Source organism: Massilimicrobiota sp. mt181, from assembly GCF_055420065.1.
In genome coordinates this window covers 87,448-112,725 of record NZ_JBVAYN010000005.1, presented here as the reverse complement: position 1 = coordinate 112,725, position 25,278 = coordinate 87,448, and the positions used below count along the sequence as shown (strand labels likewise).

Genomic DNA, 25,278 nt, shown 5'->3' with positions numbered 1-25,278 from the left:
TTTATCCCTTTTTTTTATTTCACTATTCCCTTATTTTGTAGTAAAATGTATATAGGAAATTGGCTACTTATAGAAGGGAGGAGTTTTTAAAATGATGCAAGGTAAAAGAAAATATCTTTTAAATATAGCCATTATTTTGCTGATAGGTGGCTTAGTCATTTATCTTTCTATAGGCAATCAGCTTGATCTGGTTATCGATGCTTTTCGTCATGCGAATATTTTGTGGATTGTTGTGATGGCTTTTGTGATGTTATTGTATTATATCTTTGATGCCTTTTCATTGCTTTATTTTGGAAGAGTTTATAAGAAAGATTATACCTATAAGCAATCTTTTGTGAATTCTATTAGTGGAATCTTTTTTAATGGTATTACCCCCTTTGCAAGTGGTGGACAATTTGCTCAGGTTTATATTTTTAATAAGCAGGGTATTGCTCCTACCTATTCAGCAAGCATTCTTTTAATGTGTTTTATCTGTTATCAAAGTATATTAGTCATTTATACTGGAGTTGTTCTTATTTTTAAATATCAGTATTTTTTGGATCAGCCCGCTGTTTTTAGCTTGGTAATGCTTGGATTTTTGATTAACTTTGTTGTTATTTTGGCACTTTTCGGTGGAGCAAAATCAAAATTCTTACATCATTTTTTAACACATAGTGTATTAAAGATTTTAAATAAACTACATCTTGTGAAAGATTATGAATCAACATGTTTTAAGGTAGATACTTATTTATCTGATTTTCGTGATCAGTTAAAGTTTCTTCAAAATAATAAACCTGTATTAATCCGTTCAAGTGTTTGCAATATTTTAAAATTAACTATTCTTTATAGTATGCCTTTCTTTAGTGCAAAAGCATTAAATCTTAATGTCAATATAGGAGATTTTTTCAACTTTATAGGTCTTTGTTCTTGTATTTATTTAATTAATGCTTTTTTACCAATTCCAGGATCTAGTGGCGGGAGTGAAGGTGTTTACCTTTTAATTTTTAGTTTTCTGGGCTCTGTTGGTGTTTCTTCATCGATGTTTTTATGGCGTTTTATGTCTTATTATATGGGATTGATTATTGGAGCACTGGTTTTTTCTTTGGATAAAGAAATAAATCGTAGTAGATTGGAGTAATGATATGAATATAGCTTTGTTTAGTGATACTTATTTACCAGACATTAATGGTGTAGCTACTTCTACACATATTCTTAAAAAAGAACTAAAAAAACATGGTCATCATGTTTTGGTTGTGACAACAATATTGCCACATGATAGTGATTATATTGATGAGGACAATGATATTTTACGATTACCAGGTATTGATTTAAAAAAATTATATGGTTATCGTGCTTCTAATATTTATTCATTTAAAGGAATGAAAGAATTGAAGGAATTTCAGCCAGATATTATTCATGTTCAGACAGAATTTGGAATAGGAATATTTGGAAAAATTGCAGGTGAGATTCTTAATGTGCCTGTCTGTTATACCTATCATACAATGTGGGCGGATTATTCTCATTATATTGCCCCTGGGAATATCAAAGCTGTTGATCAGGCTGCAAAAAAGGTTATTGAGAAGATTTCAAAGATTTATGGAAATAGCTGTTCAGAACTTATTGTTCCATCTCAAAAAACTGCTGATGCTTTAATCAGTTATGGAATTTCTAATTCAATCCATGTGATTCCTACAGGATTAGAATTAGATGATTTTTCAATAGAAAATAAGAAACAGCAACAAATTAATAAGATTATACAAGAATATCAGTTACAGGATAAGTTTGTAGTTATTTTCTTAGGAAGAATAGCACCAGAAAAAAGTATTGATATCTTGATTGATGCGATGGAAGATATTGTGAAAGTCAAAGACAATATATGTCTGATGGTTGTTGGTGGAGGGCCACAATTAGATGAATTAAAGGATATTGTGGAAAAGAAAAATCTCCAACAATACATTTATTTTACTGGACCTAAAGAAAGTCAATATGTACCATCATTCTATCATGCATCAGATTTGTTTGTTTCTGCATCAGTAACGGAAACACAGGGATTAACTTTTATTGAGGCTATGGCAAGTGGTATTCCTGTTTTAGCAAGATATGATAAAAATCTTGATGGAGTCATTTGTGATGGCAGAAATGGTTATTTTTTCAAGGATAAAGATGATTTGGTTCAAAAGATTATAGATCTTTCTCAAAGTGATTTAAGTCAATTGTCTGCTGCAGCTATTGAAGATGCTCAACAATATAGCAGTGAAAATTTTTATCAAAAGATTCTACAGACTTATGAACAGGCTTTATCTAAACATCATTACTGTTATAAGGTTGTTTCGATAATCCCAGAAAATGATCATCAATATACTGTTGCTTTTCAATTTGATCATCATCAGATTTTAATGACATTATCTGGTCAGGTCATTGATAGATATGGTTTGTTTGTAGGACAGGTTGTTGATAGAGAAGAATTGGATGCATTAAAGGATCAGGAACAAGTATCAAAAGCTTATAAGCTGGCATTAAAGTATCTGACTTACAAAGACTATACGTATGCAAAAATGCAAAAGAAACTCAATGATAAGGGAGATTTTGATGATATCCAAATTGAAATGACGATGGATTTATTAATGCAAAAGAATCTGATTGATGATGCAGAATATACAAAAAATTATTTTCAAAAGGCAACACGATTGGGTTTAGGAATGAATAAGATTATTTATCATTTAAAAAATGAAGGTGTTTCTCCTTTTGTGATTGATGAATTTTTAGAAAAGTACTCTCAGGATGTAGAATATGATAAAGCTGTTGAAATTGTACAGAAACTTTATCGTGAAAATACAACGAGACCTCAGTATGCTCTGATTCAAAATATTAGAAATAAATTGTTTAATAAAGGATTTTCTCAAGATGTTGTAGAAAAAGCTATTGAAAATTTTGATTTTTCAATGCCTAAAGAACATACCATGAATTTATTAACAAAAGAATACAATCGTGTTTATAATCGTTATAAAAATAGATATAGTTCCAATGTACTTAAAAGCAAAATTATTACTTTTTTAGTACAAAAAGGATATGAATATGATGATGTTATAGAAATTATTCAACAATTATGGGAGGAGACAGATGATTAAAATCAAAGATATGAAATGTGGTGATGATAATGTGGAATTTACTGCTATGATTTCACATATCACATTAGGTAAAACAAATGGTGCTCATAAAACAAATTATTTAAGTATTGTTTTTCAGGATGAGACAGGAAAAATAGACGCTAAATTATGGAATGCGAGTCAGGAACATATTGACACTTTGAAAAATGGTGCTGTTGTGCGAGGAAAAGGGGATATCATTAAATATAGTGATGATCGTCAGATGAAAATTATTTCTATTGATGATGTCTCTTATCAACGTTCACAGCAAGTGCAATTTTTAGCAAAAGCACCGATTGATCAAGAGAGAATGCAAGAAGAAATCAAGCAATATATTCAACGTATTTCCAATACAAAATTATATGTATTAACAAAACACCTTTATGAAAAGCATATGGAAAAATTTATGGTTTATCCAGCAGCAAGTAAAAATCATCATGAGTTTGTATCAGGATTGGCTTTTCATACTTTATCTATGTTAAAAGTGGCAGATCAGCTGATGAATGTCTATACTGAATTAAATGCTGATTTATTATATGCAGGTATTTTACTTCATGATTTAGGTAAAACAGTGGAATTGAGTGGTCCAGTTGTACCGACTTATACATTTGAAGGACAAATGTTAGGACATATTTCTATTGCGCAATCGATGGTTTATGCAGCCGCTCAGGAATTGAACATCGAAGGAGAAGAAGTCACATTATTGCAGCATATGATTTTATCTCATCATGGAAAGAATGAATATGGTTCACCAGTACTTCCTCAAATCAGAGAAGCAGAAATGTTACATTTGATTGATAATATGGATGCCAGAATGAATATGTTTAATAAAGCTTTAGAGACAATTGAGCCAGGAGAAACATCAAAACGTGTTTTCTCACTGGAAAATCGTACTGTCTATAAACCGAAAATGTATGATTAAAAAAAGAAGAAGCTAAGTGTTATAGCTTCTTTTTTGTTGTTTTTTTATTATAAATACCTAGATAAAAATCTTTCCACATCTCTTTGACATGTTCTTTAGAATAATACTGACTGATTTCATAAGAATATTGTTGATATTGCTGGTAGAAAGAAGAATCATCTTTTAATTTAAGAATATTTTTTGCAAAGTTATTGTTATTATCTGCTGTAAGATATTTTTTGAATAAGATATCTTCATATAGCTCTAAATTTCGTAATAGTAAGGGTTTTTGACTATTAATAGCTTCTAATATGGACATAGGGAAAAGTTCGTTATATGAAGGCATAAAAAGAATATCAGCCATGTTATAAATATCATTCATGGCTTCACGAGGAACAATACCTATGAAACGAACATTTTCTGGAGGGTTTTCATAGATTTCTTTTAATTCTTCATAACCATCAGTGATCTTCCCAAATGAAAATCCACCAGCCCATACGAATGTGATATCTGGAAGACTTTTGGCAACTTCTACAAAATCTTTAACGCCTTTTCTTGTTTGAACTTGACCAACACCTAGCACAACAAAATCATCTTGTTTGATCTGATAGTGTTTTTTCGTTTTGATAATTTGATCTTGAGATTGTTTAAAGAAAGTGTCTTTAGATACAAAATTAGGAATATATCTGATTTTCTCTTGAGGTATTCCAATTTTAACCAGATCTTTAATAAAGATAGGATTGACAACAATAAGATAGTCAGCTGTATTATAAAAATGTGTGATATACTTTTTAAAAACAACTAAAGCTGAATGAGGTAGTTGGATGCTACCATCTAATGTATCTGGTAAAAAATGAACATAGGCAACATTGATGCCTTTATTTGTTTTCATTTTGATAAGATATTGAGGTAAGATAGTATGACAATGAATGATATCTGCAGGTTTAGAATCATTGATAACAACATCAAAGTATTCATTGAGTTCATCTCTGACAAGAGCTACTTGTTCAAGATAAGCACTCCCCACACCTTGACCATCAACTTTATCAGCATTGGATAACATGTTAATTCTTATTTTATGCATAATCTTCTCCTTTAATATTTTGTTTTGAAAACAGAAGTGTAAAACAAGAGTATGATAACTCTTGTTTTATTCTGATTTCATTATTTTTTGATAAATACCATCTAAGTCAACTTCCTGACTACGATCATGATATGTAGCCTGGAATCCATCATCAGATTGATATCTCGGAATAATATGAATATGAAAATGAGGAACAGTTTGACCAGCAACTTCATTCATATTCGTTATCATATTGAAACCTTTCGCATGTAAATTTTCTTGAATTTGTAAAGCAACTTTTTGAACAACTTCCATCATATGAGATAATGTTTGATGGTCAACTTCTAAAATATTTGAAAAATGTTGTTTAGGAACCACTAATGTATGACCATCTGTTGTTTGACTTAAATCTAAAAAAGCCATACATAAATCATCTTCATAAACAATTTTTCCAGGAATCTCATGATGAGCAATTTTACAGAAAATACAATTATCCATTGATATACCTCCTATTTCTATTATTTTACAATAAAAAAGGAATAAGGGAAAGCCTTATTCCAAATAATTATCAGAAATATCTTTGATTTCTGATTCTAACAAATCATCATATACAGCGAAATGATATTTCTTGAGGTAAGCTCCTTCAGCTTCTTCTTGTACTTCGCCATCACTTTCTAATGCTGAAATGATATTGTCTGTATTTTTATGAGCAGTATCATAAAGATAGATGACAGCATAATTATCATCGCTTAATTTAATGGCTTGACTATAAACACCATCTTTTGTCACTTGATTTAAATCGGATAACTTATCTTTAAGATTATCATCTAAAGAAGAATTTTTTGTGACAACACCAGCATCTTCAGCATCACTGCCATAATCTTCCATCTGTTTATCAAAAGCTTCTTCATCAGTTGATGCTTCAATGATTTTTAAAGCTTCGGATTCTTTTTCAACAACAATTTTCTTCATTGTACAAACTTCATAATCTTCCATCAATGTATCCAGATTTTCAGTGATATATTTCTGACGTAATAATTCCTGTTTCACTTCAGGAATCAAAGCATTGTTAATATAGTCATCTTTTGATTCATAACCAAGATTAATAGCATATTGTTCTAAATCTCCATCAGCATATTCAGCGTATTGATCTTCTCTTTCTTGAACAAGTTCATCTATCTTATCTTGATCAGTAATTTCTTTATCAGCAATAGAAGTCAATAATGATGAAACAATTTCCTGTGCACCATAGTTTTGTAAGAGATATTCAAAATAGTCTTTATTTGTAATATTGATTTCACTACCACTAATTAAAGATTGATCACTGTCAGAAACTTTCACACTATAAGTAGAAGAAGAACATCCATATAATAATCCACCACATAACAGCAATAAGACAAGTTTTTTCATTATGAGTTCTCCTTTCTTAAATCATTACGAATATCTAGATTTTCATCTACAATATTTTGAATTGTTTCTTTGATTGTATCATCGTTATATTGAAGTTCATAAGTGTTAAATGCCAAATAAACCATATAGTCATCATATGTTAATAATGGAGAATCCACATCAACATTTTCCAGTTCCTTTTTAATTGTTTCTTTATCAGTATTTGTACATTTTAAGAAGTAGCATCCATCAGTTCCTTGAATAGCTTCACTGACTTCTCCGTTTTTTAAAGCAAGTGCTGCTGTTTGGACTTCACTTCCGTAAGTACTTGATAAATCAGTTTGGGAATCAACAATTCCTAAACTTCCTTTAGCGCTTTTGGTATTATCATCATCTGAATAATCATATGCGATATCATCAAAGCTTTTATTTGTATCTAATAAGGATTGAACTTCTTCAAGTTTTTCATTTTCTTCATCAGTTGGGTTTTCTGGATCACTCATAGAGACTTTAATGATGCTGATCATACGAGGAGAAGTCTGCGTATAATAATCATCAAAGACTTCATCGAAATGATCTTTGATATATGTTTTTAAGAATTCAGCATATTGTAAAGATTGAATTAAAGAATCTCGATAAGCTTCAATATTTTCCATACCAGATTGCTCTAAAGCACTTTGTAATTCTTCTTCAGCACTATCACCATATTGTGATTCATAATTGGCCTGAATATTTTCAACTAATTCATCAGCATTTTCTTTCATATCATCTGTTGCTGGGAAATTGGCTCTAATTAATTGATCGAGCACATACGAAAATAAAGCTTGTTTTCCTTGTGTGGATTCAGATAAATCCTGATATAAATCATCAGCAAGAAGATTAACGTCATCGATAGATGCCACAACGTCTTTGCCATCCTGCTGAACAGTTTGACGACTACAACCACTTAATAATAAAATGCTTGCCAGCGCAAAGCCTATAAGCTTTTTTTGTTTCATAAGAACCTCCTTGATATAAACAATAATATTATACACAATCTTTTGATTTTTTCAACTTCTGTGGGCAATAACACAAAATTTACAATTATTTTACCATAATATATAGTGTGCATAGGAGGAAATGAAATGGCAAAAGAGCAGAAAACATTCAACGATGAGAAAATATTGGTATTATTTATTTTATTATTCATATTTGGCTTTATATTTTATAGGAAAGGGGAATGGATATGTTAGCACATCAGGGGTCTTTTACACTTATTTTAGTCTTGTTTATTTTACTGGTTATTATCTGTGGTATTTGTTAGTGTAAAAGAAGGCAGCTTTTTGGCTGTCTCTTTTGTTTTGAGAAAGTATTTGAAAAAAACGGATATAATAAATTTAATTATCGTATTACTTGACTGAACAGTCATTTTACGTAAAATATACTTTCGAAAGGGGCGATTTTATGTCGACTTTAAAAATAGAAAATTTGCATGTCGAAGTAGGAGATAAAGAAATCCTGAAAGGACTTAATTTAGAAGTGAAAACGGGTGAAGTCCATGCGATTATGGGACCTAATGGAAATGGAAAGTCAACACTGCTTTCTACGATTATGGGACACCCTAAATATATTGTGACTCAAGGAAGCATTACTCTTGATGATCAGGATGTTCTCGCAATGAGTGTTGATGAACGTGCCAGAGCTGGATTGTTTTTAGGAATGCAGTATCCTCAAGAAATTCCAGGAATTACAAACTCTGATTTTTTAAGAGCAGCTATTAATGCTAAAAGAGATGAACCCATATCTTTATTTAAATTTATTAGAATGTTGGATAAAAACATTGAAGAATTAGGAATGGATGAAAATCTAGCTCATCGTTATTTAAATGAAGGGTTTTCTGGTGGAGAAAAGAAACGTAATGAAATCTTACAAATGAAGCTCTTACAGCCACGTTTTGCATTATTAGATGAAATTGATTCTGGTTTGGATGTTGATGCATTAAGAGTTGTTGCGGAAGCTATTAATTCAATGCGTAGTGATGATTTTGGATGCATTATGGTTTCACATTATGAAAGAATGTTTGAACTGGTTAAACCAACGCATGTTCATGTCCTTGTTCAAGGTCAGATTGTGATGAGTGGTGGATATGAATTGGTTGAAAAGATTGATCAGGATGGATATGAATGGGTAAAAGAATTAGGTTATGAATGGGAACAAAATGAAAGACAGCCTATTATATTAGAAGCCTGTGGGAAAAAGGAAAGCTTAAAATGACGAAAGAACAGTTATTAAATCAAATAAAACCCATGATTGATTTGACAACAGATCATCAACCTTATTATATGATTCTTTCATCATCATTTCCTATGGAATCACATCTTCCACAGGATGTTTCTTATCAGGATCATGTTTTGAAGTTTCGCAATCAAAATCCAATGACTTTCTATATTATTTATGATGGAAAAGATGAATTATCATTGCATATACATTTTGAGGCTTATACTCAGGTTGATTTAATAGAAGTGAAAACATTGGATGTAAAAGCTTGCTTACATAAAACAATGACATTGGATGAAGGTGCACAAGTTCATGTCTTTAGTGAAAATCTTTCGCACTCTGCCAGCAGTCATGAAGATGTGTATCTTCAATCATATGCACAATGCCAGTATGGTTATTCTGAACTTTCTGATGATTCTTTTGAAGGTATCTATCATTTTTATTTAGATGGAGTGGAAGCACGTGCGCAAGTCAGAACAGCAATTCTTTCTAAAAACCAGGAAAATAAACATTATGAAATATTAATTCAACATAACCAGCCGATGACTTATGGTCAAATGGATAATTATGGTGTTGTGAAAGATAGTGGGAAGCTGGTTATTGATGGTATTGGAACGATTACCAAAGGGCAACATGGCTCAGCAGCTCATCAAACAAATAAGATTATGGTTTTTGATGAAGCATGTCATGCGTGTGCCAATCCCTATTTATATATAGATGATTATGATGTTCAGGCATCCCATGCTGCCGCAGTTGGAAAAATGGATGAAGAACATTTGTATTATTTACAAAGTCGTGGATTGACAAAGAAACAGGCTATGCAGTTGATTACTTATGGCTATTTAATGCCAGTTGTTGAAGTGATTGATAATGAAATGATTAAAAAACATTTTGAAAACTCCTTATCAAAGGTAGGTGCTTAAAATGTTAGATGTTGCTCAGATTAGAAAAGATTTTCCCATGTTAAATGGAAAAACAATGCAGGGGCATCCATTGGTTTATTTGGACAATGGAGCCACAACATTGAAACCTCAGGTTGTCATTGACAGTGTCTGTGACTATCTGACCAATTATTCAGGTAATGCGCATCGTGGAGACTATGATTTATCTCATGAAGTAGATGAACATTATGAAAAAAGTCGAGAAATTGTTCAAAAATTTATTCATGCCAAAAGAAAAGAAGAAATTGTTTTTACTTCAGGCACAACGGATTCATTGAATATGATTGCCTATGGTTATGGTTTGACGCATTTGCAGCAGGGCGATGAAATTCTGATTACGGTTGCTGAACATGCCTCTAATACTTTGCCATGGTTTGATGTGGCACGTCAATGTGGCGCTGTTGTCAACTATATAGAGTTAGATGAAACAGGTCGCCTGACTTTGGAAAATGTTCAAAAAGCGACAACAGATCAAACAAAGATTATTGCTGTTGCAGAAGTGACAAATGTCTTGGGTTATCATGCGCCTATGAAGGACATTTGTGAGTGGGCACATAGCCGTGGTATTATTGTTGTAGCTGATGGAGCACAAAGTGTTCCTCATCAGGTAACAGATGTTCAGGAAACGGATGTTGACTTCTTAGCTTTTTCAGGACATAAAATGTGTGGGCCTACAGGAATTGGGGTCATGTATGGAAAATATGAGCTTTTAAAAGATATGAAACCTACACGATTAGGTGGAGGTTCAAATTCTCGTTATAATAGCTGTGGTGTTGTGACGTTGAAAAAACCACCTTATCGTTTTGAAGCAGGAACACCACATATTGAAGGGGCAATAGGTTTGGCAAGTGCCATGGGGTATTTGATGAATATAGGAATGGACAATATTTATCAATATGAAGAAGAATTGCGTCAATATTGTATTGAAAAAATGCAAAAATTAGATAATGTTGACATCTATAATCCTGATTCACAGGGGGCAGTTGCCTTCAATATTAAAGGTGTATTTTCACAAGATGCTGCCAGCTTATTTAATAGCTATGGAATTGCAATAAGAGCAGGACAGCATTGTGCAAAAATTCTTGATGAGTTTTTAAAGGTATCAACAACTTTACGTGCTTCATTTTATTTCTATAATACAAAAGAAGAAATTGATGCCTTTGTAGAAGTGTGTAAAAAAGGAGATGACTTTTTAGATGCGTTCTTTAAATGATCCTCAATTATTGAGAGAAATTATTATGGATCATTATGAACATCCACGCAATCGTGGATTGGTTGATGATGATTCATATTTAAAAGTCAATATGAATTCAGAAACTTGTATTGATGATTTAGATATTCAGGTTAAATTTAATGGAGATAAAATTGAAGATGTGCGTTATGATGGAGAAGCATGTGCGATTTGTACATCTTCAACTTCTATTATGAGTGAACTTGTGAAAGGAAAAACGAAAGCAGAAGCTCAAAAAATCATAGATAATTATATGAATATGATTTATGAGAGAGATTATGATCCAGAAATCTTAGAAGAAGCGATTGCTTTTCAAAATACACATAAACAGGCCAATCGTATTAAATGTGCAACACTAGGATGGAACGGACTGATTGAATTAATGAAAGAAAGTGAGGAATAAATAGTGGCAACAAAAAATCTTGATATTCCTACAACACATATTGATTATGATTTTAAAGATGAAGATGTTTCTGTATTTAAAACACCTAAAGGGTTAAATGAGGACATTGTCAGAGAAATTTCAGCTATTAAAAATGAACCTGAATGGATGCTGGAATATCGTTTGAAATCTTTAAAATGTTTTTTAGAAAAACCTATGCCTACATGGGGTGTAGATTTAAGTCAAATGAATTTTGATGAATATACATACTATAATCGACCAAGTGATCGTTTATCTGATAAATGGGATGAAGTTCCTGAAACAATCAAGAATACTTTTGATAAGTTAGGTATTCCTGAAGCAGAACAAAAGTTTTTAGCAGGAGCTTCAGCTCAATATGAATCAGAAGTTGTTTATCATAATATGCTTGAAGAAGTGAAAGAAAAAGGCGTTATTTTCTTAGATATTGATAGTGGATTAAGAGAATATCCAGAAATCTTTAAAAAATATTTTGATACTGTTATCCCTTATAATGATAACAAGTTTTCAGCATTGAATGGTGCAGTCTGGTCAGGAGGGTCATTTATTTATGTACCTCCAGGAGTAAAGTTAGATAAGCCATTACAGTCATATTTTAGAATTAATAGTGAAAGAATGGCACAATTTGAAAGAACTCTCATTATTGTTGATAAAGGATCAGATATTCACTATGTAGAAGGATGTACAGCACCTTCTTATTCAAAGGATTCATTACATGCAGGGGTTGTTGAAATTGTTGTCTTAGAAGGCGCTAAATGTCGTTATACGACAATTCAAAACTGGTCTAAAAATATTTATAATTTGGTCACACAGCGTGCGAAAGTTGCTAAAAATGGCTCTATGGAATGGGTTGATGGTAATATTGGTTCAGCCGTCACTATGAAATATCCAACATGTATATTAGCAGGTGAAGGCGCTAAGGGAACATGTATTACAATTGCTGTGGCAGATAGTCATCAGATTTTAGATTCAGGTGCGAAAATGATTCATTTGGCACCTCATACATCAAGTCAAATTATTTCTAAATCTATTTCTAGAAATGGTGGAAAAGTTAATTATAGAGGATTGGTTAGACATCAGAAAAATGCTACAGGTGCCAAAAGTAAAGTTGAATGTGATACATTGATTTTAGACGAAAAGTCTACCAGTGATACAGTTCCAACAAATATGATGATGAATAATGAATCTATTATTGAACATGAAGCAACTGTATCTAAGGTATCTGAAGATCAGCTTTTCTATTTAATGAGTCGTGGATTGACAAAAGAACAGGCGACAGAAATGATTGTCATGGGATTCATCGAACCATTTTCAAGAGAATTACCAATGGAATATGCTGTTGAATTGAATCAGCTTATTAAGCTGGATATGGGAGAAAATAGCATTGGATAAAAATGAACTTCGTTGTTTAATGAAAGATAAACGTCTTCAGTTATCAGCTAAGACGTTTTCTTTATATAACCAGCAGATTTATTCGAAAGTTCTACGCCATCCACAAGTACAAAATGCTAAGATGATTGGTTGTTATGTTTCATTGCCATCAGAAGTAGATACACTTCAAATTATTGATTCATTATTGCCATATAAACGTATCTGTGTACCCAAAGTTGAGGGCAATCATATGCAGTTTTATGAAATTTTATCCCTTGATGAATTAAAACCAGGACATTTTCATGTTTTAGAACCTATCACAAGTCAGATGATTATGCCTGAAGAAATAGATTGTATGCTTGTCCCTTTACTTGCCTATGATTCATTGGGTTATCGAGTAGGTTATGGAAAAGGATATTATGATCGTTATTTTCAATCTGATTTTCATGGCTATAAAATAGGATTAGCCTTTTCTTTTCAATATGTTGATCAGATTCAACATGATGTTTTTGATCAGAGACTTGATGAAGTCATTCATGAAATACCATAGTGATATGGTATTTTTTTCTTTGATAAACATATAATATTTTGGTGAAATATGATGAAAAAATGGATAATTATTGTAGGGGTACTTTGTTTTTTGATTGTTATGAGTACAGGCATTGTCTATATTCAGGCAATACCAACTTTAAAGACATATGGACAAATGGAGATTGAACGTTTCAATCAACTCATTATTTCACATAGCTATTTTACAGATGAGAAACAGTATGACGATCTTGTGATTATTGAAAGGGATGAGAATCAGGATATTGAACTCCTTGATTTTGATATGGTAAAAGTTAATCAATTGGCTGCAGATATTGTTTCGGATATAGAAAATACGTATTCTCAAATAGAAGAAGGCACTTTTCAGGCATCTGATGACAGTTATTATCAAAGACGTATGGAAGAAGTTAGTCAGACAGGAATTATTTCTTCTATTCCCATTGCGACATTATTAGATTTACCAGCTTTTTCTTTTTTATCACCAAGTATCCCAGTTACTTATAAACATCTTTCCAGTGTTGGAAGCTCTGTTCAAAAAAACATTCAAAATTATGGTGTCAATCATGTGATGATTGAGTTGTCAATAGACATTAAAATGAATATAACAATGATTTATCCTTTTTTTGAACAATATCATACACAAGTGATTACAATACCTGTTTTATTAGAAATTTTTCAAGGACAAGTTCCGTTGGTTTATTCTTAATGTAAAGGAGAATGATCATGAAAGATTTGATCAAAATATATTATGGAATAGATTGTACAATAGATTCAATTGGTTATTTTTATGTTGGACCACAATTGTATTATTTATTTTGTGTTAAAGATAAAAATGAATTTTTAAATATTTATCATTATTATCGCTTTATTATGCATCAATGTGGAATAACAGGTTATAGAATTGTGAAGAACGTTCATCAGGATATTTTTTCGCAAAATTATGTCTTGTTGATTTATTATAAAGAATCTTTTTCTTTTGAAACTTATCTCCATCATGTGATGCAGCTCTATCCATTTCCTAAAATGAAAGTCCAGTCAATTAAAGAACAATGGATTTGTAAGATTGATCAAGCGAGAGATATGGTCAAAGATTATGCATATAGTTTTAAACATGATCAGGATATTATATCATTGATTTATTATTATTGTGGTCTTGGTGAAAACAGTATCAATGTCCTTAATTATATATTACAAATTCATCAGAGTGCGTCATTGCCGGTCACATTATCTTTATCACAACCTGTTTCTCAATATGTCTATGAATTGTTGAATCCGTGTATGTATATCTTTTCAACACGTATGCGACATTTAGCATGTCTTTTCAAAAGCCAGCTTTTATCTACTTTTCAGCTTCAGGAACTATTAGAAAAAGAATATTTTGATGTTTATGAAATTATTTATCTTTATGCGAGGATGCTATATCCATCCTACTTTTTTCAATGCCTTTTACAACAAACGATGGATGAAAAAAAGATTTCCTACTTCTATTTTGGATTAGAACAAGAACGTCAAATGAATCGTCAAATTTTTCAGGTTTTATCTTTTTATGTGACACTACCTAAAATCAGTTGGATAAATCGTTGAAATATGGTATAATATTGTAAGCACAGTTAGTTGAAAGGGTTATATTTATGGATTTGGTAAATAGTATTAAAAGTAATGAACATATTAGGGAATCTTTAATTCGTTTAAAATCAATGGATCAATGTGATTCCTTCATTCAACAAGATTTACAGTTAAAACAGAAACTGATTGAGCTTTTATCTCATGAAGATCCTAAAATTCGCAAAAATAGTGCTATCTTATTAGGAAAATATCAAGATACAATAGAAATATTATTAGAAGCTTACGAACATGAAAAGACTGAATATGTGAAAGAAGCATATTTAATGGGAATGGCTTCACAAAATTGCCGTCCTTATATTCAGCAATTAAAAGATATTCAAAAAAGATTAATTCATGCTGATGAAGTCACAAAACATATTCAGGCTCAATTAAAAATATTAAATCCTATTATTTTAAAAAATCAGATGCACAAACGTAAAATCATTAAACTTAAACATGAACCGGTAGATGTCGTGTTAACATCTTTGCCTTATTATCAGTTTGTTTTATTTGAATCTGTTTTGCATTTCAAATATAAACCTGTGACTCAAGGAGTTCTGGTACGCACTGAATCGCTTTATGATTTATTAAATATTCGAACATATCGTGATATGCTGATTCCTCTTTCTGGGGCTTCTGGTATGGAAATTGACCTGGAAAGTATTCTATCAGGATTTCAAAGATGTCATTTAGAAGATATTTTAGATAAGTTATATGATGATCATTCTGCTTTCTATTTTAGAGTTGCTGATGAGACAAGAGATAAACATCCTTTGTTGATACGTAAGATTTCTCAAAAACTTTTTGAACTTTTTCCAGATCGTTTATTGAATACAACAGAAGGATATGATATTGAAATTGTTTTAAAAGAAATTAGACGTGGAAAAGTTAATGCTTATTTGAGATTAACTCATTTGAAAAGTACACGTTTTGATTATCGTAAAGAAGTGATATCTAATTCGTTGCAGCCTTATGTAGCAGCAACTTTGGTTCAATTAGCGAAGCCATATATGAAAGATCATGGGAAGGTACTGGATCCTTTTGTAGGATGTGGAACTTTATTGATTGAAAAAAATTATGTTGTACCTTCAAAATTTGCGATGGGTATAGATATATTTGGTAAAGGTGTGGAAGCAGCCAAAAAAAATACAAAGGCAGCTGGTCAAAATATTTATTATGTTCATAAAGATGCTTTGCGTTTTGTGAATAATGAGATGTTTGATGAAATTATAACTGATATGCCAACATTGCCACAGATGAATGATTATCAGCAGTTACAGGAGCTTTATGATCGTTTCTTTGAACGTATTCATCGTTTGGTAAAACCAAAAGGATATGTTTTCTTGTATACAAGCGAAATCTCTTTGGTGAGAAAGAATCTTAGATTACAGGAAGGCTATTTAAATCTTGTGGAACATTATGAGATTCCACGTGGTAAAAATATGTTTTATTTCTTTATTATGCAATTAAAATAACCTGCTTGATGAAGCAGGTTTTTTCATGTCATTATTGTTGACTTTCAGGTGTTGTTCCTTGAAGTGATTCATTGTTTTCATTAGAAATTGGTGGTGTTGTTTCTTCGTTTGTATCAGGAGTTGAGGTATCATCCGATGAGTTTTGAGAATCTTCCTGATTGTTATTATCTTGTGTATTATCTGTCTGTGGAACAGATGACTGTGAGCTTTCATTGGTATTTTGTGAAGATTGATCTTGAGATTGTTCATTGATTTGCTGTTGGAGATTTTCAATTTCATTTTGTTGTTGGATGTAATATCGATATCCTATATATCCACCAACACATAATACAGCTATAATCAATGTGATGATAATGAATAAGAAAAATTTTCCAAGAAACGAATGTGTCTTTTTTTCTTTAACGACTTTTGTTTGTTGTTTTGTCTTTCTTTTTGTTCTTTTTTTGACTTTTTTCTTAGTCTTAGGTTTTGCTTTTTTGGTTTTGTTGTCCGTTTTTTCATCGTTATCCTGATTGTCCTGTTGAAAAGATGTTTTTTGATTAGAATCTTGCTGAGATATGAAATCCTCATTTTGATGTTCTTTGTGATAGATAGGTTCCTGATGAGGTTCTCTATCTACAATAGAGTCGGGCTGTGAAGAAAAAGTTTCATATGGAAATTCTTCATTATCATACTTATTTTCATGATTTTCTATTTCATCATCGAATACAAATTTTTTTGCCATTTTTATCACCCACCTACAGTATTACCTTTCAATATGACTTTTATATTAACTTTATATTGACATTTATAGAATTAAGTATAACAATATATTTAGTAATACTAAATAGAAAAGAGCTGGTTCAATGAATGAAAGATATGAAAGGCAATTAAAAAAAGGAATTTTAGAAATTTTGGTTTTGCAACTTTTATCAAAAGAACAAATGTATGGTTATCAGATGATTTTATGCATGAAGGAGAAGAGTCATGGAATGTTTGAGATGAAAGAAGGGACACTCTATCCCATTCTATATCGTTTAGAAGATGATGAATTGGTAAAAAGTCAATGGACACAGCCTCAAAAGAAGGAACTTTCGCGAAAGTACTATTGTTTAACAGAAAAAGGGAAAAAACAGTTGGAAGAATTAAAGAGGTTATGGAAAGATTTTTCATTGGTTGTTAATGAGATTTTAGAGGAGAATGAACATGAATAAGAATAAATATATCAAAGGCGTTTTGAAATTATTAAGATGTTCAAAACAACAAAAGAAAATAATTCAGTTAGATTTAGAAAATGATATTGATATGGCATTGAAAAATGGTGAATCATTAGAAGAAATTATTCAAAGAATGGGAACACCTGAAGCTGTTGCAAAGGAATTTAATGAGAATATGGGTGTTTCATTACGTCGCTCTTATAAGAAAATTATAGGAATCGTTATTGGTATTGTGGTTGTATTGGGATTAGGCATTTTTTTCTTTATCCGTTCCATTATGCCAGAATATCAGGAGCTGGGAACATCAGGATTATTTAAGCAAGACACTGTTGAGCAGCAAATGGAACAGGTTATTCTAGATGTTTCTCATCTAGATACTCAAGCGATACTCAAAAAGTGTGATGAAAAGATGAAAGAAACCATGACAGAGAGTCTTTTGAAAGAATCTGTTTCATCTTTAGGAGAATTAGGCAATTATCAACGCATAACCAGTCAAAGATATGTTGAAGTCAAACAAAATAATGATGTTTGTGTTGTAGGAGAGGTTGTTGCATTATATGAATTGCGTAGTGTGACATACACGATCACTTTCAATCAGAATTATGAATTAATGGGGCTGTATATGAAATGAAGCAAAATATCACATATGCCATATTAGCAATTGTCTGTTTTGTCTTTGCATATGGTCATTTTCAAGGAAATGTCTCTTTGGTTCACAGTTATCATAAAAGTAGAATTGCACAAAAGGATATGATAGCCTACGCAAAAACTTTTGGAGTTGGTATGTTGATCATTGGAGTAGGATGTACATTAGCTTTATTATTGCGTTTATTACAATTGTATCTATTTAGTGATATCATAATGTTTATTGGCATTTTTATGGGCGTTTTAGTTATGATTTATGCTCAATTTAAATATAATCATGGTATCTTTTAGGAGGGAGTCAATCATGAAATTTATTATGCCTGTCATATTTTTGATGATTTCTATTTTCTTATTAATGGGAAAAGGTTCATTTTTAATTGCTGGATATAACACAGCAAGTGCAGATGAAAAGGCAAAGTATAATGAAAAGAAGTTATGTCGTATTGTAGGATTAGGCTTTTTTATCATCACTTGTGGGTTGTTTTCATTGATGATGCTAGAAACTTATGGACTTTATGTGATGATTGGTTTATTTATCATAGGTATGGCTATAATTCTAATTGGTAGTCAATATGCTAGTTTAGAGCATAATACCAAGAAAATGAAATCTTCGATGATCATTAGTATATTACTGACAATCGTTATTGGTGGATTTGTGATAGTGGTTATGTTTATTGGTGATATTCATATTCAGTATCATGACAATTCCATACAATTATCTGGAACATTGGTATCTTCTTCAGAAATTTCGTATGCTGATATTACCGAAGTAGAGTTTCGTGAAAATATTGATATAGGACATAAGAAAAATGGTATCAATAATGCTGTTATTGAAGCGGGAAGATATCGAAATGATGAGTTTAATGATTATCGACTTTATGGATATACGAATAGTTTACAATATGTGATTATTTATACGGATAGTGAGATTTTTGTTGTGAGTGGAAAAAATAGACAACAGACACAGGATATTTATGAAAAACTAAAGGAAGAAATAAACGTTGTATAATTCTATTTTATATGAATATTGAAAGGAAACAGAAAGATATTGAAGAAAAGATATTTCTGTTTCTTTTTCAATTTTATTCTTGACGAGTTCATAGACGTATGCTATTATAAGAGGGCACTAGAAATTGGAGGTTTAGCTCAGTTGGGAGAGCATCTGCCTTACAAGCAGAGGGTCAGCGGTTCGAGCCCGTTAACCTCCACCATTTATGCCGGCTTAGCTCAATTGGTAGAGCAACTGACTTGTAATCAGTAGGTTGAGGGTTCAAGTCCTTTAGCCGGCACCATATATACGGGGAGGTAGCGAAGTGGCTAAACGCGGCTGACTGTAACTCAGTTCCTTTCGGTTCGGTGGTTCGAATCCGCCCCTCCCCACCATTTCAGTTGGGATATAGCCAAGCGGTAAGGCAACAGACTTTGACTCTGTCATTTCCCTGGTTCGAATCCAGGTATCCCAGCCATTTGACCCGCTAGCTCAGTAGGTAGAGCATCTGACTTTTAATCAGAGGGTCAGGCGTTCGAGTCGCCTGCGGGTCACCATTTTTTGCGGGTGTAGTTCAATGGTAGAACTTCAGCCTTCCAAGCTGACTACGTGGGTTCGATTCCCATCACCCGCTCCATTTTTTAGGAATATAAGGGTCGAGTATATTAATAAAATTTGGATTTGACAAACTAAATAAAAGAACTATTTACAAGCTATGTTGGAATCAACATAGCTTTTTTGTGTTTTGTTGCTGAAGGAGGGTTAATATATGGATGATTTAACTATAAAAAATTTAAAACTCAAAAGAAATGATGCTATTGAATGTGTAAAAATGAATCTTAAACATTATGCATATTTAAAGCTATATCCTATGATCCTATGAACTATTTAGAAAGATTGCAATCTTTGAGTAGTTCCCTAATTAAAGTGGATAAAAATAAAATGATGAATACAAAAAATGTACATATGTTGTTGGAATTGCAAAATGAAGAGGAAAATCATCGGTTGATCAAAAAATATGATTACTTACTTTCATTATTAATACATGAAAACAGTCCAAATCTCTTCAGGATATATTTTGAAGGAGAAAAGATTGTTGCTATAAGGGAGGAAAATCAAAATATTTTTAAAATTATTAATAAATCATATGAAATGCTTACAGTCTTAGATGATGATATTGACTATACAATAGATGACTATCCAACATATCTCAAATATGAGCAAGGTATCAAAAAACGTGGTGGATGGAGTGTGAAAAAGGAAGCTCTAGCATATCTAGGAAGTTATCAGAATGGTCTCTATAAAAATGAAATAGATTTAGTCTTAAATAAAATACCTAAAAAAGAATTATTAATGAATTGTATAGAAAATGGAAATCAAAGAAATTATACCTCATATGAATATAGAAGCATACGAAGAGGATTGCTCATTTTTGCGTATTATTATTATCGCATTGATTTTAACTATGAAGATTTGATAAGAGAAATGAAAAAGACAGGAGGAGGTTGGGAAAAAGTTATTGATAACTGTAGAAAAATAAAAATGGAAAATAAAAGAGCTATTTTTTTAATATCAAAATAATTATTAAAACTATTGAAAGAACTTTTTCAGATATACTCAAAATGTTATAATGAATCTAGAAAAGATATTCTTATATAAACTTATTTTAATAAAAAAGTAAATCATCGTAAAAATTATGATGTCTCTAATTCCATTTTAATGTTTCTGATTTTTTTAGTGGAATATAGAGGAATTATAATAAATGTTCAAAATGAAAAGAATCAATCATTAAATAATAAAAACAAATAATATTCCAAATGATATTTTTAAAAGATAAAAACAATTAAAAAAACATCGTTATTATGAGAAAGTGTATCTCAACAATATTTATGAATATTTTTTAATCATTATTGAAACAAGTAGGTTATCTTATTATATGGATATGTTAAATTTTTAAAATTTATATTTATTCATATGGATGGGACAAAGTTAATATGAAAAAACAATAAATTTAAGCATAATAATATTTGATTATGTTGATAAAAAAATCTTTTACGATTTGTTATGGGGGAAAGTGATATGAAATTAGAAAAAATGAAGATTTATCTGCGTATTTTAAAGTCTAATCGCGTCATATTAGGTATTGTTTTATTGAGTTTACTTGTGAGTTATGGGTTCTTTTTTTTCCTTATAAGATTGATAGATTTATATACAGCTCTTTCTTTTCTAAGTAAGAATAATTATCTTCTATGTATCATTTTAATTTTTATGAGCTATATATTGCTGACTTCTGCAACAAGGACAAATCAGCTGGAACTGATTGATACAATGGGAGGAAAGTTCTCATTTCAAAGAAATCTATTCGTTGTTTTATTACTGATTATAGCTGTATATCATATTGTATTTATTCTATTGTTTTTAGGTGTTGCCTTATTTAGACAGGATTATGCTTTTTTGAATGTCTTTATGGAATCTTATCTGTATAATATGATTTTGCCTCAAGGAGTTAGTCTAGCAATAGGACTTGTTCTATCTTTGTTTGCATCTAAAATATCTATACTATTTATACTTGCTTTTATATTCATGATCTCTCCACTTTCAGAACTGATAGTATGGAGTGAACAGCCTAGTTTTCCAATTGACCAGATTTATAGAATCATTAAGATTCCATTTGAAATTCTGTATCAGAATAGGAAATGGGATATTGATGTGATGTATGGTTTGCAGTGTGAACCACAACGTCTGGCACTGATGATCATGTGGATGATGATAGCTTTCATTATCTATTATCTGAAATCAGGAAAAGGCATCAGAAAGTTAAGGGGAAAGGTAATAGTGATTCTATCTACAGTTCTATGTTTATCATTGGGAGCTTTTGCGTATCTGCCTGCCAGTCGTTTGAGAATTAATGATTCATGGGATGGATATATGTATGATTTAAGGACTGTACAATGGGATAATCTTCAAGAGGAGAAGGAGATAGACTATACATTTAGTGAGTATGATTTGAATCTAAGCTGCTCAAGAATACTTAATGTTGATGGAAAGCTGGTTTTGGAATCTGAAAAGCCACGACAGGATTTTACATTTACATTATATCGCACTTATCATATCGATGAGATAGAATCAGAGGTCAGCTTATCCTATCAAAGAGATGATGATCATGTAAAGCTTCATTTTGAAGAGCCACAAAGTCAGGTTACACTATCCATAGCTTATCATGGCTATCATCCTCGTTTCTATTCCAATTATAATGCTGCCATGCTTCCAGGATATTTTGCATGGTATCCGATGGCAGGAGAAAGGCAGATATTCTTCAGCCTTTCAGGCAACAAAAATAGTGTATTTGGATTTGGTGGATATAATTACTATAACCATATCGAGCCAGCCAGTATAACACTGCATACAGATCGCAGCTATGTGACTAATCTCAGTGAAGGAAAGAGTCATGTTTATGAAGGTGTGACTGATAGTATCAGTCTGTTTGATGGCAATATAGAATCTGTTAACGAAGGACAGATTGCATCCTATTTGCCTTTAGATAATATGGATAATCTATTTGAAATAACACAATCCAATTATAAGAAGGATGTTGAGTTCGCCAGTCAATATCTAGATATTAAAAAGGAAGAATTGATGAAGAAGAGACTCTTTCTTGTCAATGATGATATGATAAGAAACACAAACAATGGAAACGGTATAGCTATTTTTGATGATTATATTCTTTTATCTGAATCTCCTTATAGTAGTGATGAAATGTATAAAAGCCCAATTTTGAATTATTATATACTTTCTTCAACCAGAGAGGTCACTGTTTTATGGGACTGTTTTAGAAATGGAGGATTTTTCTCAAATGATTCAGAGGAGATTTGCCAAAACATGCTCATGTACCTACAAAGCGATGAAAGAGAAGGAGCTGAAGAACTGGCGAAACTGGTGGAAGAAGCCTATCAAAAGGTTGGAGCAGATGGACTTTTGAAGGCAATGGTCCAGTATGCTTTTAGTGAAGAATCCAATGATGAAGAGTTTCTAAGAGGAGTGATTAAAGATGCTGAAAATCAATGATATTTCTAAGTCGTATAAACATGTACAGGCGTTAAGCCATATCAATCTTGAACTGGACAATAAAATCTATGGACTTCTTGGTCCAAATGGTAGTGGAAAGACGACATTATTAAGAATCTTAGCTGGTGTTCTCAAACCAGATGAAGGAAACATTTACACTGAAAAAAAAGGTATGATAGGATATCTGCCACAAAAATATGGTGTGTTTAAAGAGATGACACTTTATGATCAATTGTATTATTATTCTGTATTAAAGGAAATTCCAAAATCTGATAGAGCTGAAAACATTAAAAGTGTTCTTGAAGATGTCAATCTGGAAGATATGAATCAAAAGTGTGGTTCTTTATCAGGAGGAATGGTCAGACGTGCAGGAATTGCACAGGCCTTCTTAGGACAGCCAGACTATGTCCTGTTAGATGAACCAACGGCAGGATTAGACATTGAAGAAAGACTAAGATTCAAACAGATTCTATTGAAGAAAAGAGATTATCCAATCATCGTATCAACCCATATTGTAGAGGATGTGGAATCGGTTTGTGATGAGCTGATTATCTTGAGTCGTGGAAAAATACGATGCAAGGATACACCAGCTCGTATATGTGAAAAAGCTAAGGATCATGTCTATGAGCTTGCCGAAGAAGATTATAAACAACTGACAATTTCTCATTATGTCATTCGTATATTCACAAAAGATGATAAAAAATATTATCGTATTATCTGTGATGAAAGACCAGACAATGGGCAAGCTATGCAACCTGAGATTGAGGATGGCTATATGTATATATTGAAAGGACCGTTTTTAAATGAAAAATCAGCTTGAACTCTTCCTGATAGAGCTTAAAAACAATGTCATAGCGTTGATTATCTACCTGATATTCTTATGGGGAATCTTTAGTTCATATCTCGTTAATCATATCATATCAATTATGAAGATACAGGGAGATGCACAGGTCATACTGGATGAGCTTCAGATGTTCATTCCACTCTTTCTGGTATTTATATTCTTTATTTTCATGCATCATCGTATGGATGCAGGATCGCAGGAACTTTTTAGAAGCATGTCATCCAAAACAGGACTGATTTATATGTTTTATATCTTTGTCTTTATACAGATTGTTTTGATGCTAATATATGGAATCATCTTGTTTTTACTAGGAACATCCATTTTCCTATCTTTTATGAAGATATTGCTTCTTATTGAACTCTTTTTAACTGCATTATTCTATTTTCTCAATGTTGTAGGGCATAATCTACTGTTAAGTTTGGTTGGTATAATTATTTATGTATTTGTATTTACACAAGCATATCCATATCCAATGTGGTTTAATATCTTTAAGATGAATACCTATATAGTAGAAGAATCTTTAATGGAATATGTGATACAGTTATGTATTTCCATTCTTTTTATCATCATAAGCTTTTATATTGAAAAAAGAGAAGCAGGCAACTTTATTGCTAAACAATAAAACATATTAGTTAACATTAACGAGAAATGAAGAGATAATTTTAAAGAAGGGAATTCAAATGTTAAAATTAAAGAAAATATTATTAGTTATCGTTTGTCTGTTGATATTTATTGTTGTTCTTGTTTTTGTAGATCAACAAACAACTTATGTGACTGTTGTCGATCAAAATGACGTCGAAGTATTCAATGATGACATCATCATAGAGATGAGTTCAGGAACTTCAGTGGGTTACTTTAAAAAGTCTGAGTTAGAAGAAATAGAAAAAGGTGTTTATAGTATCAAAGCATATTTTTCATTATTATCAGGAGAATATTCTGGATATCAATACAAAATTGATAACTCAGATCATCATATTCAAGAGATAAGACAATATCATTTAGATGATTCGGGAGATTATACTATTATTTATCAAAATAAGAACTCAGAACTGAGACTATATCGATGAAGAATTTGTTATTGATGTTATGGATAATGTGATTATTTGAATAAGAATGATTTTATCCGATTTTCATTATTATGTTAGAAAATAAAAAAGCTTTTCCAAAAGATAGAATCGTTTTGGAAAAGCATATAACAAATGAGATTCTCTAA

The 25,278-nt window shown here is 31.4% G+C and carries 27 protein-coding genes and 6 tRNA genes; 28 read left to right on the top strand and 5 right to left on the bottom strand.

Annotated features, from left to right (window positions below):
* The first annotated feature begins 91 nt into the window (after nucleotides 1-91).
* From ACZYT4_RS04935 to ACZYT4_RS04925, 3 genes are read left to right on the top strand one after another with little or no spacing between them, the layout of a single operon-like run.
* Nucleotides 92-1,117: a lysylphosphatidylglycerol synthase transmembrane domain-containing protein gene (locus tag ACZYT4_RS04935; RefSeq protein WP_463783011.1), complete on the top strand. Its 1,026-nt coding sequence runs from the start codon at nucleotides 92-94 to the stop codon at nucleotides 1,115-1,117.
* 4 nt (nucleotides 1,118-1,121) lie between these two features.
* On the top strand, nucleotides 1,122-3,107 hold the full coding sequence (locus ACZYT4_RS04930; RefSeq protein ID WP_463783010.1) for a glycosyltransferase: 1,986 nt from the start codon (nucleotides 1,122-1,124) through the stop codon (nucleotides 3,105-3,107).
* Nucleotides 3,100-4,047 carry an HD domain-containing protein gene (locus tag ACZYT4_RS04925; RefSeq protein WP_463783008.1) on the top strand — a complete coding sequence of 316 codons (948 nt, stop codon included), beginning with the start codon at nucleotides 3,100-3,102 and terminating at the stop codon, nucleotides 4,045-4,047. The genes ACZYT4_RS04930 and ACZYT4_RS04925 overlap by 8 nt, the downstream gene beginning before the upstream one ends.
* 19 nt (nucleotides 4,048-4,066) lie before the next feature.
* Here the strand turns inward: ACZYT4_RS04925 and ACZYT4_RS04920 are convergent, their stop codons facing one another.
* The 4 genes from ACZYT4_RS04920 to ACZYT4_RS04905 form a co-directional block, all read right to left on the bottom strand.
* Entirely contained in the window at nucleotides 4,067-5,110 is a 1,044-nt protein-coding gene (locus tag ACZYT4_RS04920; protein WP_463783006.1) for a glycosyltransferase family 4 protein, read from the bottom strand.
* A 66-nt stretch (nucleotides 5,111-5,176) separates the two neighbouring features.
* On the bottom strand, nucleotides 5,177-5,587 hold the full coding sequence (locus ACZYT4_RS04915; protein WP_463783004.1) for an HIT family protein: 411 nt from the start codon (nucleotides 5,585-5,587) through the stop codon (nucleotides 5,177-5,179).
* Between the two features lie 54 nt (nucleotides 5,588-5,641).
* The gene (locus tag ACZYT4_RS04910; RefSeq protein WP_463783002.1) at nucleotides 5,642-6,499 is read right to left on the bottom strand and encodes a hypothetical protein; all 858 of its coding nucleotides are present in this window, start codon (nucleotides 6,497-6,499) and stop codon (nucleotides 5,642-5,644) included.
* Entirely contained in the window at nucleotides 6,499-7,476 is a 978-nt protein-coding gene (locus tag ACZYT4_RS04905) for a peptidylprolyl isomerase (RefSeq protein ID WP_463782998.1), read from the bottom strand. Before ACZYT4_RS04905 ends, ACZYT4_RS04910 begins: the two co-directional genes overlap by 1 nt.
* 221 nt (nucleotides 7,477-7,697) lie before the next feature.
* Here ACZYT4_RS04905 and ACZYT4_RS04900 point away from each other — a divergent pair, with 221 nt between their 5' ends.
* From ACZYT4_RS04900 to ACZYT4_RS04855, 10 genes are all read left to right on the top strand, one after another.
* Entirely contained in the window at nucleotides 7,698-7,781 is an 84-nt protein-coding gene (locus ACZYT4_RS04900; protein WP_087245613.1) for a YjcZ family sporulation protein, read from the top strand.
* 140 nt (nucleotides 7,782-7,921) lie between these two features.
* On the top strand, nucleotides 7,922-8,731 hold the full coding sequence (gene sufC / locus ACZYT4_RS04895) for a Fe-S cluster assembly ATPase SufC (RefSeq protein WP_463782996.1): 810 nt from the start codon (nucleotides 7,922-7,924) through the stop codon (nucleotides 8,729-8,731).
* Entirely contained in the window at nucleotides 8,728-9,657 is a 930-nt protein-coding gene (locus tag ACZYT4_RS04890; protein ID WP_463782993.1) for a SufB/SufD family protein, read from the top strand. Before sufC ends, ACZYT4_RS04890 begins: the two co-directional genes overlap by 4 nt.
* Nucleotide 9,658: 1 nt before the next feature.
* The gene (locus ACZYT4_RS04885; RefSeq protein WP_463782991.1) at nucleotides 9,659-10,888 is read left to right on the top strand and encodes an aminotransferase class V-fold PLP-dependent enzyme; all 1,230 of its coding nucleotides are present in this window, start codon (nucleotides 9,659-9,661) and stop codon (nucleotides 10,886-10,888) included.
* Nucleotides 10,872-11,309, top strand: a complete 438-nt coding sequence (gene sufU / locus ACZYT4_RS04880; RefSeq protein WP_463782989.1) for a Fe-S cluster assembly sulfur transfer protein SufU — start codon at nucleotides 10,872-10,874, stop codon at nucleotides 11,307-11,309. Before ACZYT4_RS04885 ends, sufU begins: the two co-directional genes overlap by 17 nt.
* A gap of 3 nt (nucleotides 11,310-11,312) precedes the next feature.
* Complete coding sequence (gene sufB / locus ACZYT4_RS04875) at nucleotides 11,313-12,719, top strand: Fe-S cluster assembly protein SufB (protein WP_463782987.1); 1,407 nt, start codon at nucleotides 11,313-11,315, stop codon at nucleotides 12,717-12,719.
* Nucleotides 12,712-13,248, top strand: a complete 537-nt coding sequence (locus tag ACZYT4_RS04870; protein ID WP_463782985.1) for a 5-formyltetrahydrofolate cyclo-ligase — start codon at nucleotides 12,712-12,714, stop codon at nucleotides 13,246-13,248. The genes sufB and ACZYT4_RS04870 overlap by 8 nt, the downstream gene beginning before the upstream one ends.
* Nucleotides 13,249-13,299: 51 nt before the next feature.
* Nucleotides 13,300-13,953 (top strand): sporulation protein YunB, encoded by a 654-nt coding sequence (locus ACZYT4_RS04865; RefSeq protein WP_463782982.1) that lies wholly within the window; start codon nucleotides 13,300-13,302, stop codon nucleotides 13,951-13,953.
* A gap of 17 nt (nucleotides 13,954-13,970) precedes the next feature.
* A complete protein-coding gene (locus ACZYT4_RS04860) occupies nucleotides 13,971-14,831 on the top strand; it encodes a hypothetical protein (RefSeq protein WP_463782979.1) in 861 nt (286 codons plus the stop codon).
* Nucleotides 14,832-14,878: 47 nt separating this feature from the next.
* Entirely contained in the window at nucleotides 14,879-16,327 is a 1,449-nt protein-coding gene (locus ACZYT4_RS04855) for a methyltransferase domain-containing protein (RefSeq protein ID WP_463782977.1), read from the top strand.
* Nucleotides 16,328-16,358: 31 nt separating this feature from the next.
* Here the strand turns inward: ACZYT4_RS04855 and ACZYT4_RS04850 are convergent, their stop codons facing one another.
* A complete protein-coding gene (locus ACZYT4_RS04850; RefSeq protein ID WP_463782975.1) occupies nucleotides 16,359-17,051 on the bottom strand; it encodes a RodZ family helix-turn-helix domain-containing protein in 693 nt (230 codons plus the stop codon).
* Nucleotides 17,052-17,172: 121 nt separating this feature from the next.
* On the opposite strand from ACZYT4_RS04850, the gene ACZYT4_RS04845 reads away from it, so the two are divergent.
* The 15 genes from ACZYT4_RS04845 (at nucleotide 17,173) to ACZYT4_RS04775 (ending at nucleotide 25,132) form a co-directional block, all read left to right on the top strand.
* Nucleotides 17,173-17,520 carry a PadR family transcriptional regulator gene (locus tag ACZYT4_RS04845; RefSeq protein ID WP_463782973.1) on the top strand — a complete coding sequence of 116 codons (348 nt, stop codon included), beginning with the start codon at nucleotides 17,173-17,175 and terminating at the stop codon, nucleotides 17,518-17,520.
* Complete coding sequence (locus ACZYT4_RS04840; RefSeq protein WP_463782970.1) at nucleotides 17,513-18,154, top strand: DUF3887 domain-containing protein; 642 nt, start codon at nucleotides 17,513-17,515, stop codon at nucleotides 18,152-18,154. Before ACZYT4_RS04845 ends, ACZYT4_RS04840 begins: the two co-directional genes overlap by 8 nt.
* The gene (locus ACZYT4_RS04835) at nucleotides 18,151-18,459 is read left to right on the top strand and encodes a hypothetical protein (RefSeq protein WP_463782966.1); all 309 of its coding nucleotides are present in this window, start codon (nucleotides 18,151-18,153) and stop codon (nucleotides 18,457-18,459) included. Before ACZYT4_RS04840 ends, ACZYT4_RS04835 begins: the two co-directional genes overlap by 4 nt.
* A 13-nt stretch (nucleotides 18,460-18,472) precedes the next feature.
* A complete protein-coding gene (locus tag ACZYT4_RS04830; RefSeq protein ID WP_463782963.1) occupies nucleotides 18,473-19,177 on the top strand; it encodes a DUF3784 domain-containing protein in 705 nt (234 codons plus the stop codon).
* Between the two features lie 126 nt (nucleotides 19,178-19,303).
* Nucleotides 19,304-19,379 (top strand) — tRNA-Val (locus tag ACZYT4_RS04825).
* A gap of 5 nt (nucleotides 19,380-19,384) precedes the next feature.
* Nucleotides 19,385-19,460: transfer RNA gene (locus ACZYT4_RS04820), tRNA-Thr, on the top strand.
* A gap of 7 nt (nucleotides 19,461-19,467) precedes the next feature.
* Nucleotides 19,468-19,551, top strand: a tRNA-Tyr gene (locus tag ACZYT4_RS04815).
* Between the two features lie 7 nt (nucleotides 19,552-19,558).
* Nucleotides 19,559-19,634: transfer RNA gene (locus tag ACZYT4_RS04810), tRNA-Gln, on the top strand.
* Nucleotides 19,635-19,637: 3 nt separating this feature from the next.
* A tRNA-Lys gene (locus ACZYT4_RS04805) sits at nucleotides 19,638-19,713 on the top strand.
* Nucleotides 19,714-19,719: 6 nt separating this feature from the next.
* Nucleotides 19,720-19,793, top strand: a tRNA-Gly gene (locus ACZYT4_RS04800).
* Between the two features lie 305 nt (nucleotides 19,794-20,098).
* Complete coding sequence (locus tag ACZYT4_RS04795; protein ID WP_463782961.1) at nucleotides 20,099-20,737, top strand: hypothetical protein; 639 nt, start codon at nucleotides 20,099-20,101, stop codon at nucleotides 20,735-20,737.
* Nucleotides 20,738-21,235: 498 nt separating this feature from the next.
* The gene (locus tag ACZYT4_RS04790; RefSeq protein WP_463782959.1) at nucleotides 21,236-23,221 is read left to right on the top strand and encodes a hypothetical protein; all 1,986 of its coding nucleotides are present in this window, start codon (nucleotides 21,236-21,238) and stop codon (nucleotides 23,219-23,221) included.
* A complete protein-coding gene (locus ACZYT4_RS04785) occupies nucleotides 23,205-24,041 on the top strand; it encodes an ATP-binding cassette domain-containing protein (protein WP_463782957.1) in 837 nt (278 codons plus the stop codon). The genes ACZYT4_RS04790 and ACZYT4_RS04785 overlap by 17 nt, the downstream gene beginning before the upstream one ends.
* Nucleotides 24,025-24,687 (top strand): hypothetical protein, encoded by a 663-nt coding sequence (locus ACZYT4_RS04780; protein ID WP_463782956.1) that lies wholly within the window; start codon nucleotides 24,025-24,027, stop codon nucleotides 24,685-24,687. Before ACZYT4_RS04785 ends, ACZYT4_RS04780 begins: the two co-directional genes overlap by 17 nt.
* A 58-nt stretch (nucleotides 24,688-24,745) precedes the next feature.
* Nucleotides 24,746-25,132: a hypothetical protein gene (locus ACZYT4_RS04775; RefSeq protein ID WP_463782953.1), complete on the top strand. Its 387-nt coding sequence runs from the start codon at nucleotides 24,746-24,748 to the stop codon at nucleotides 25,130-25,132.
* Nucleotides 25,133-25,278: the final 146 nt, after the last annotated feature.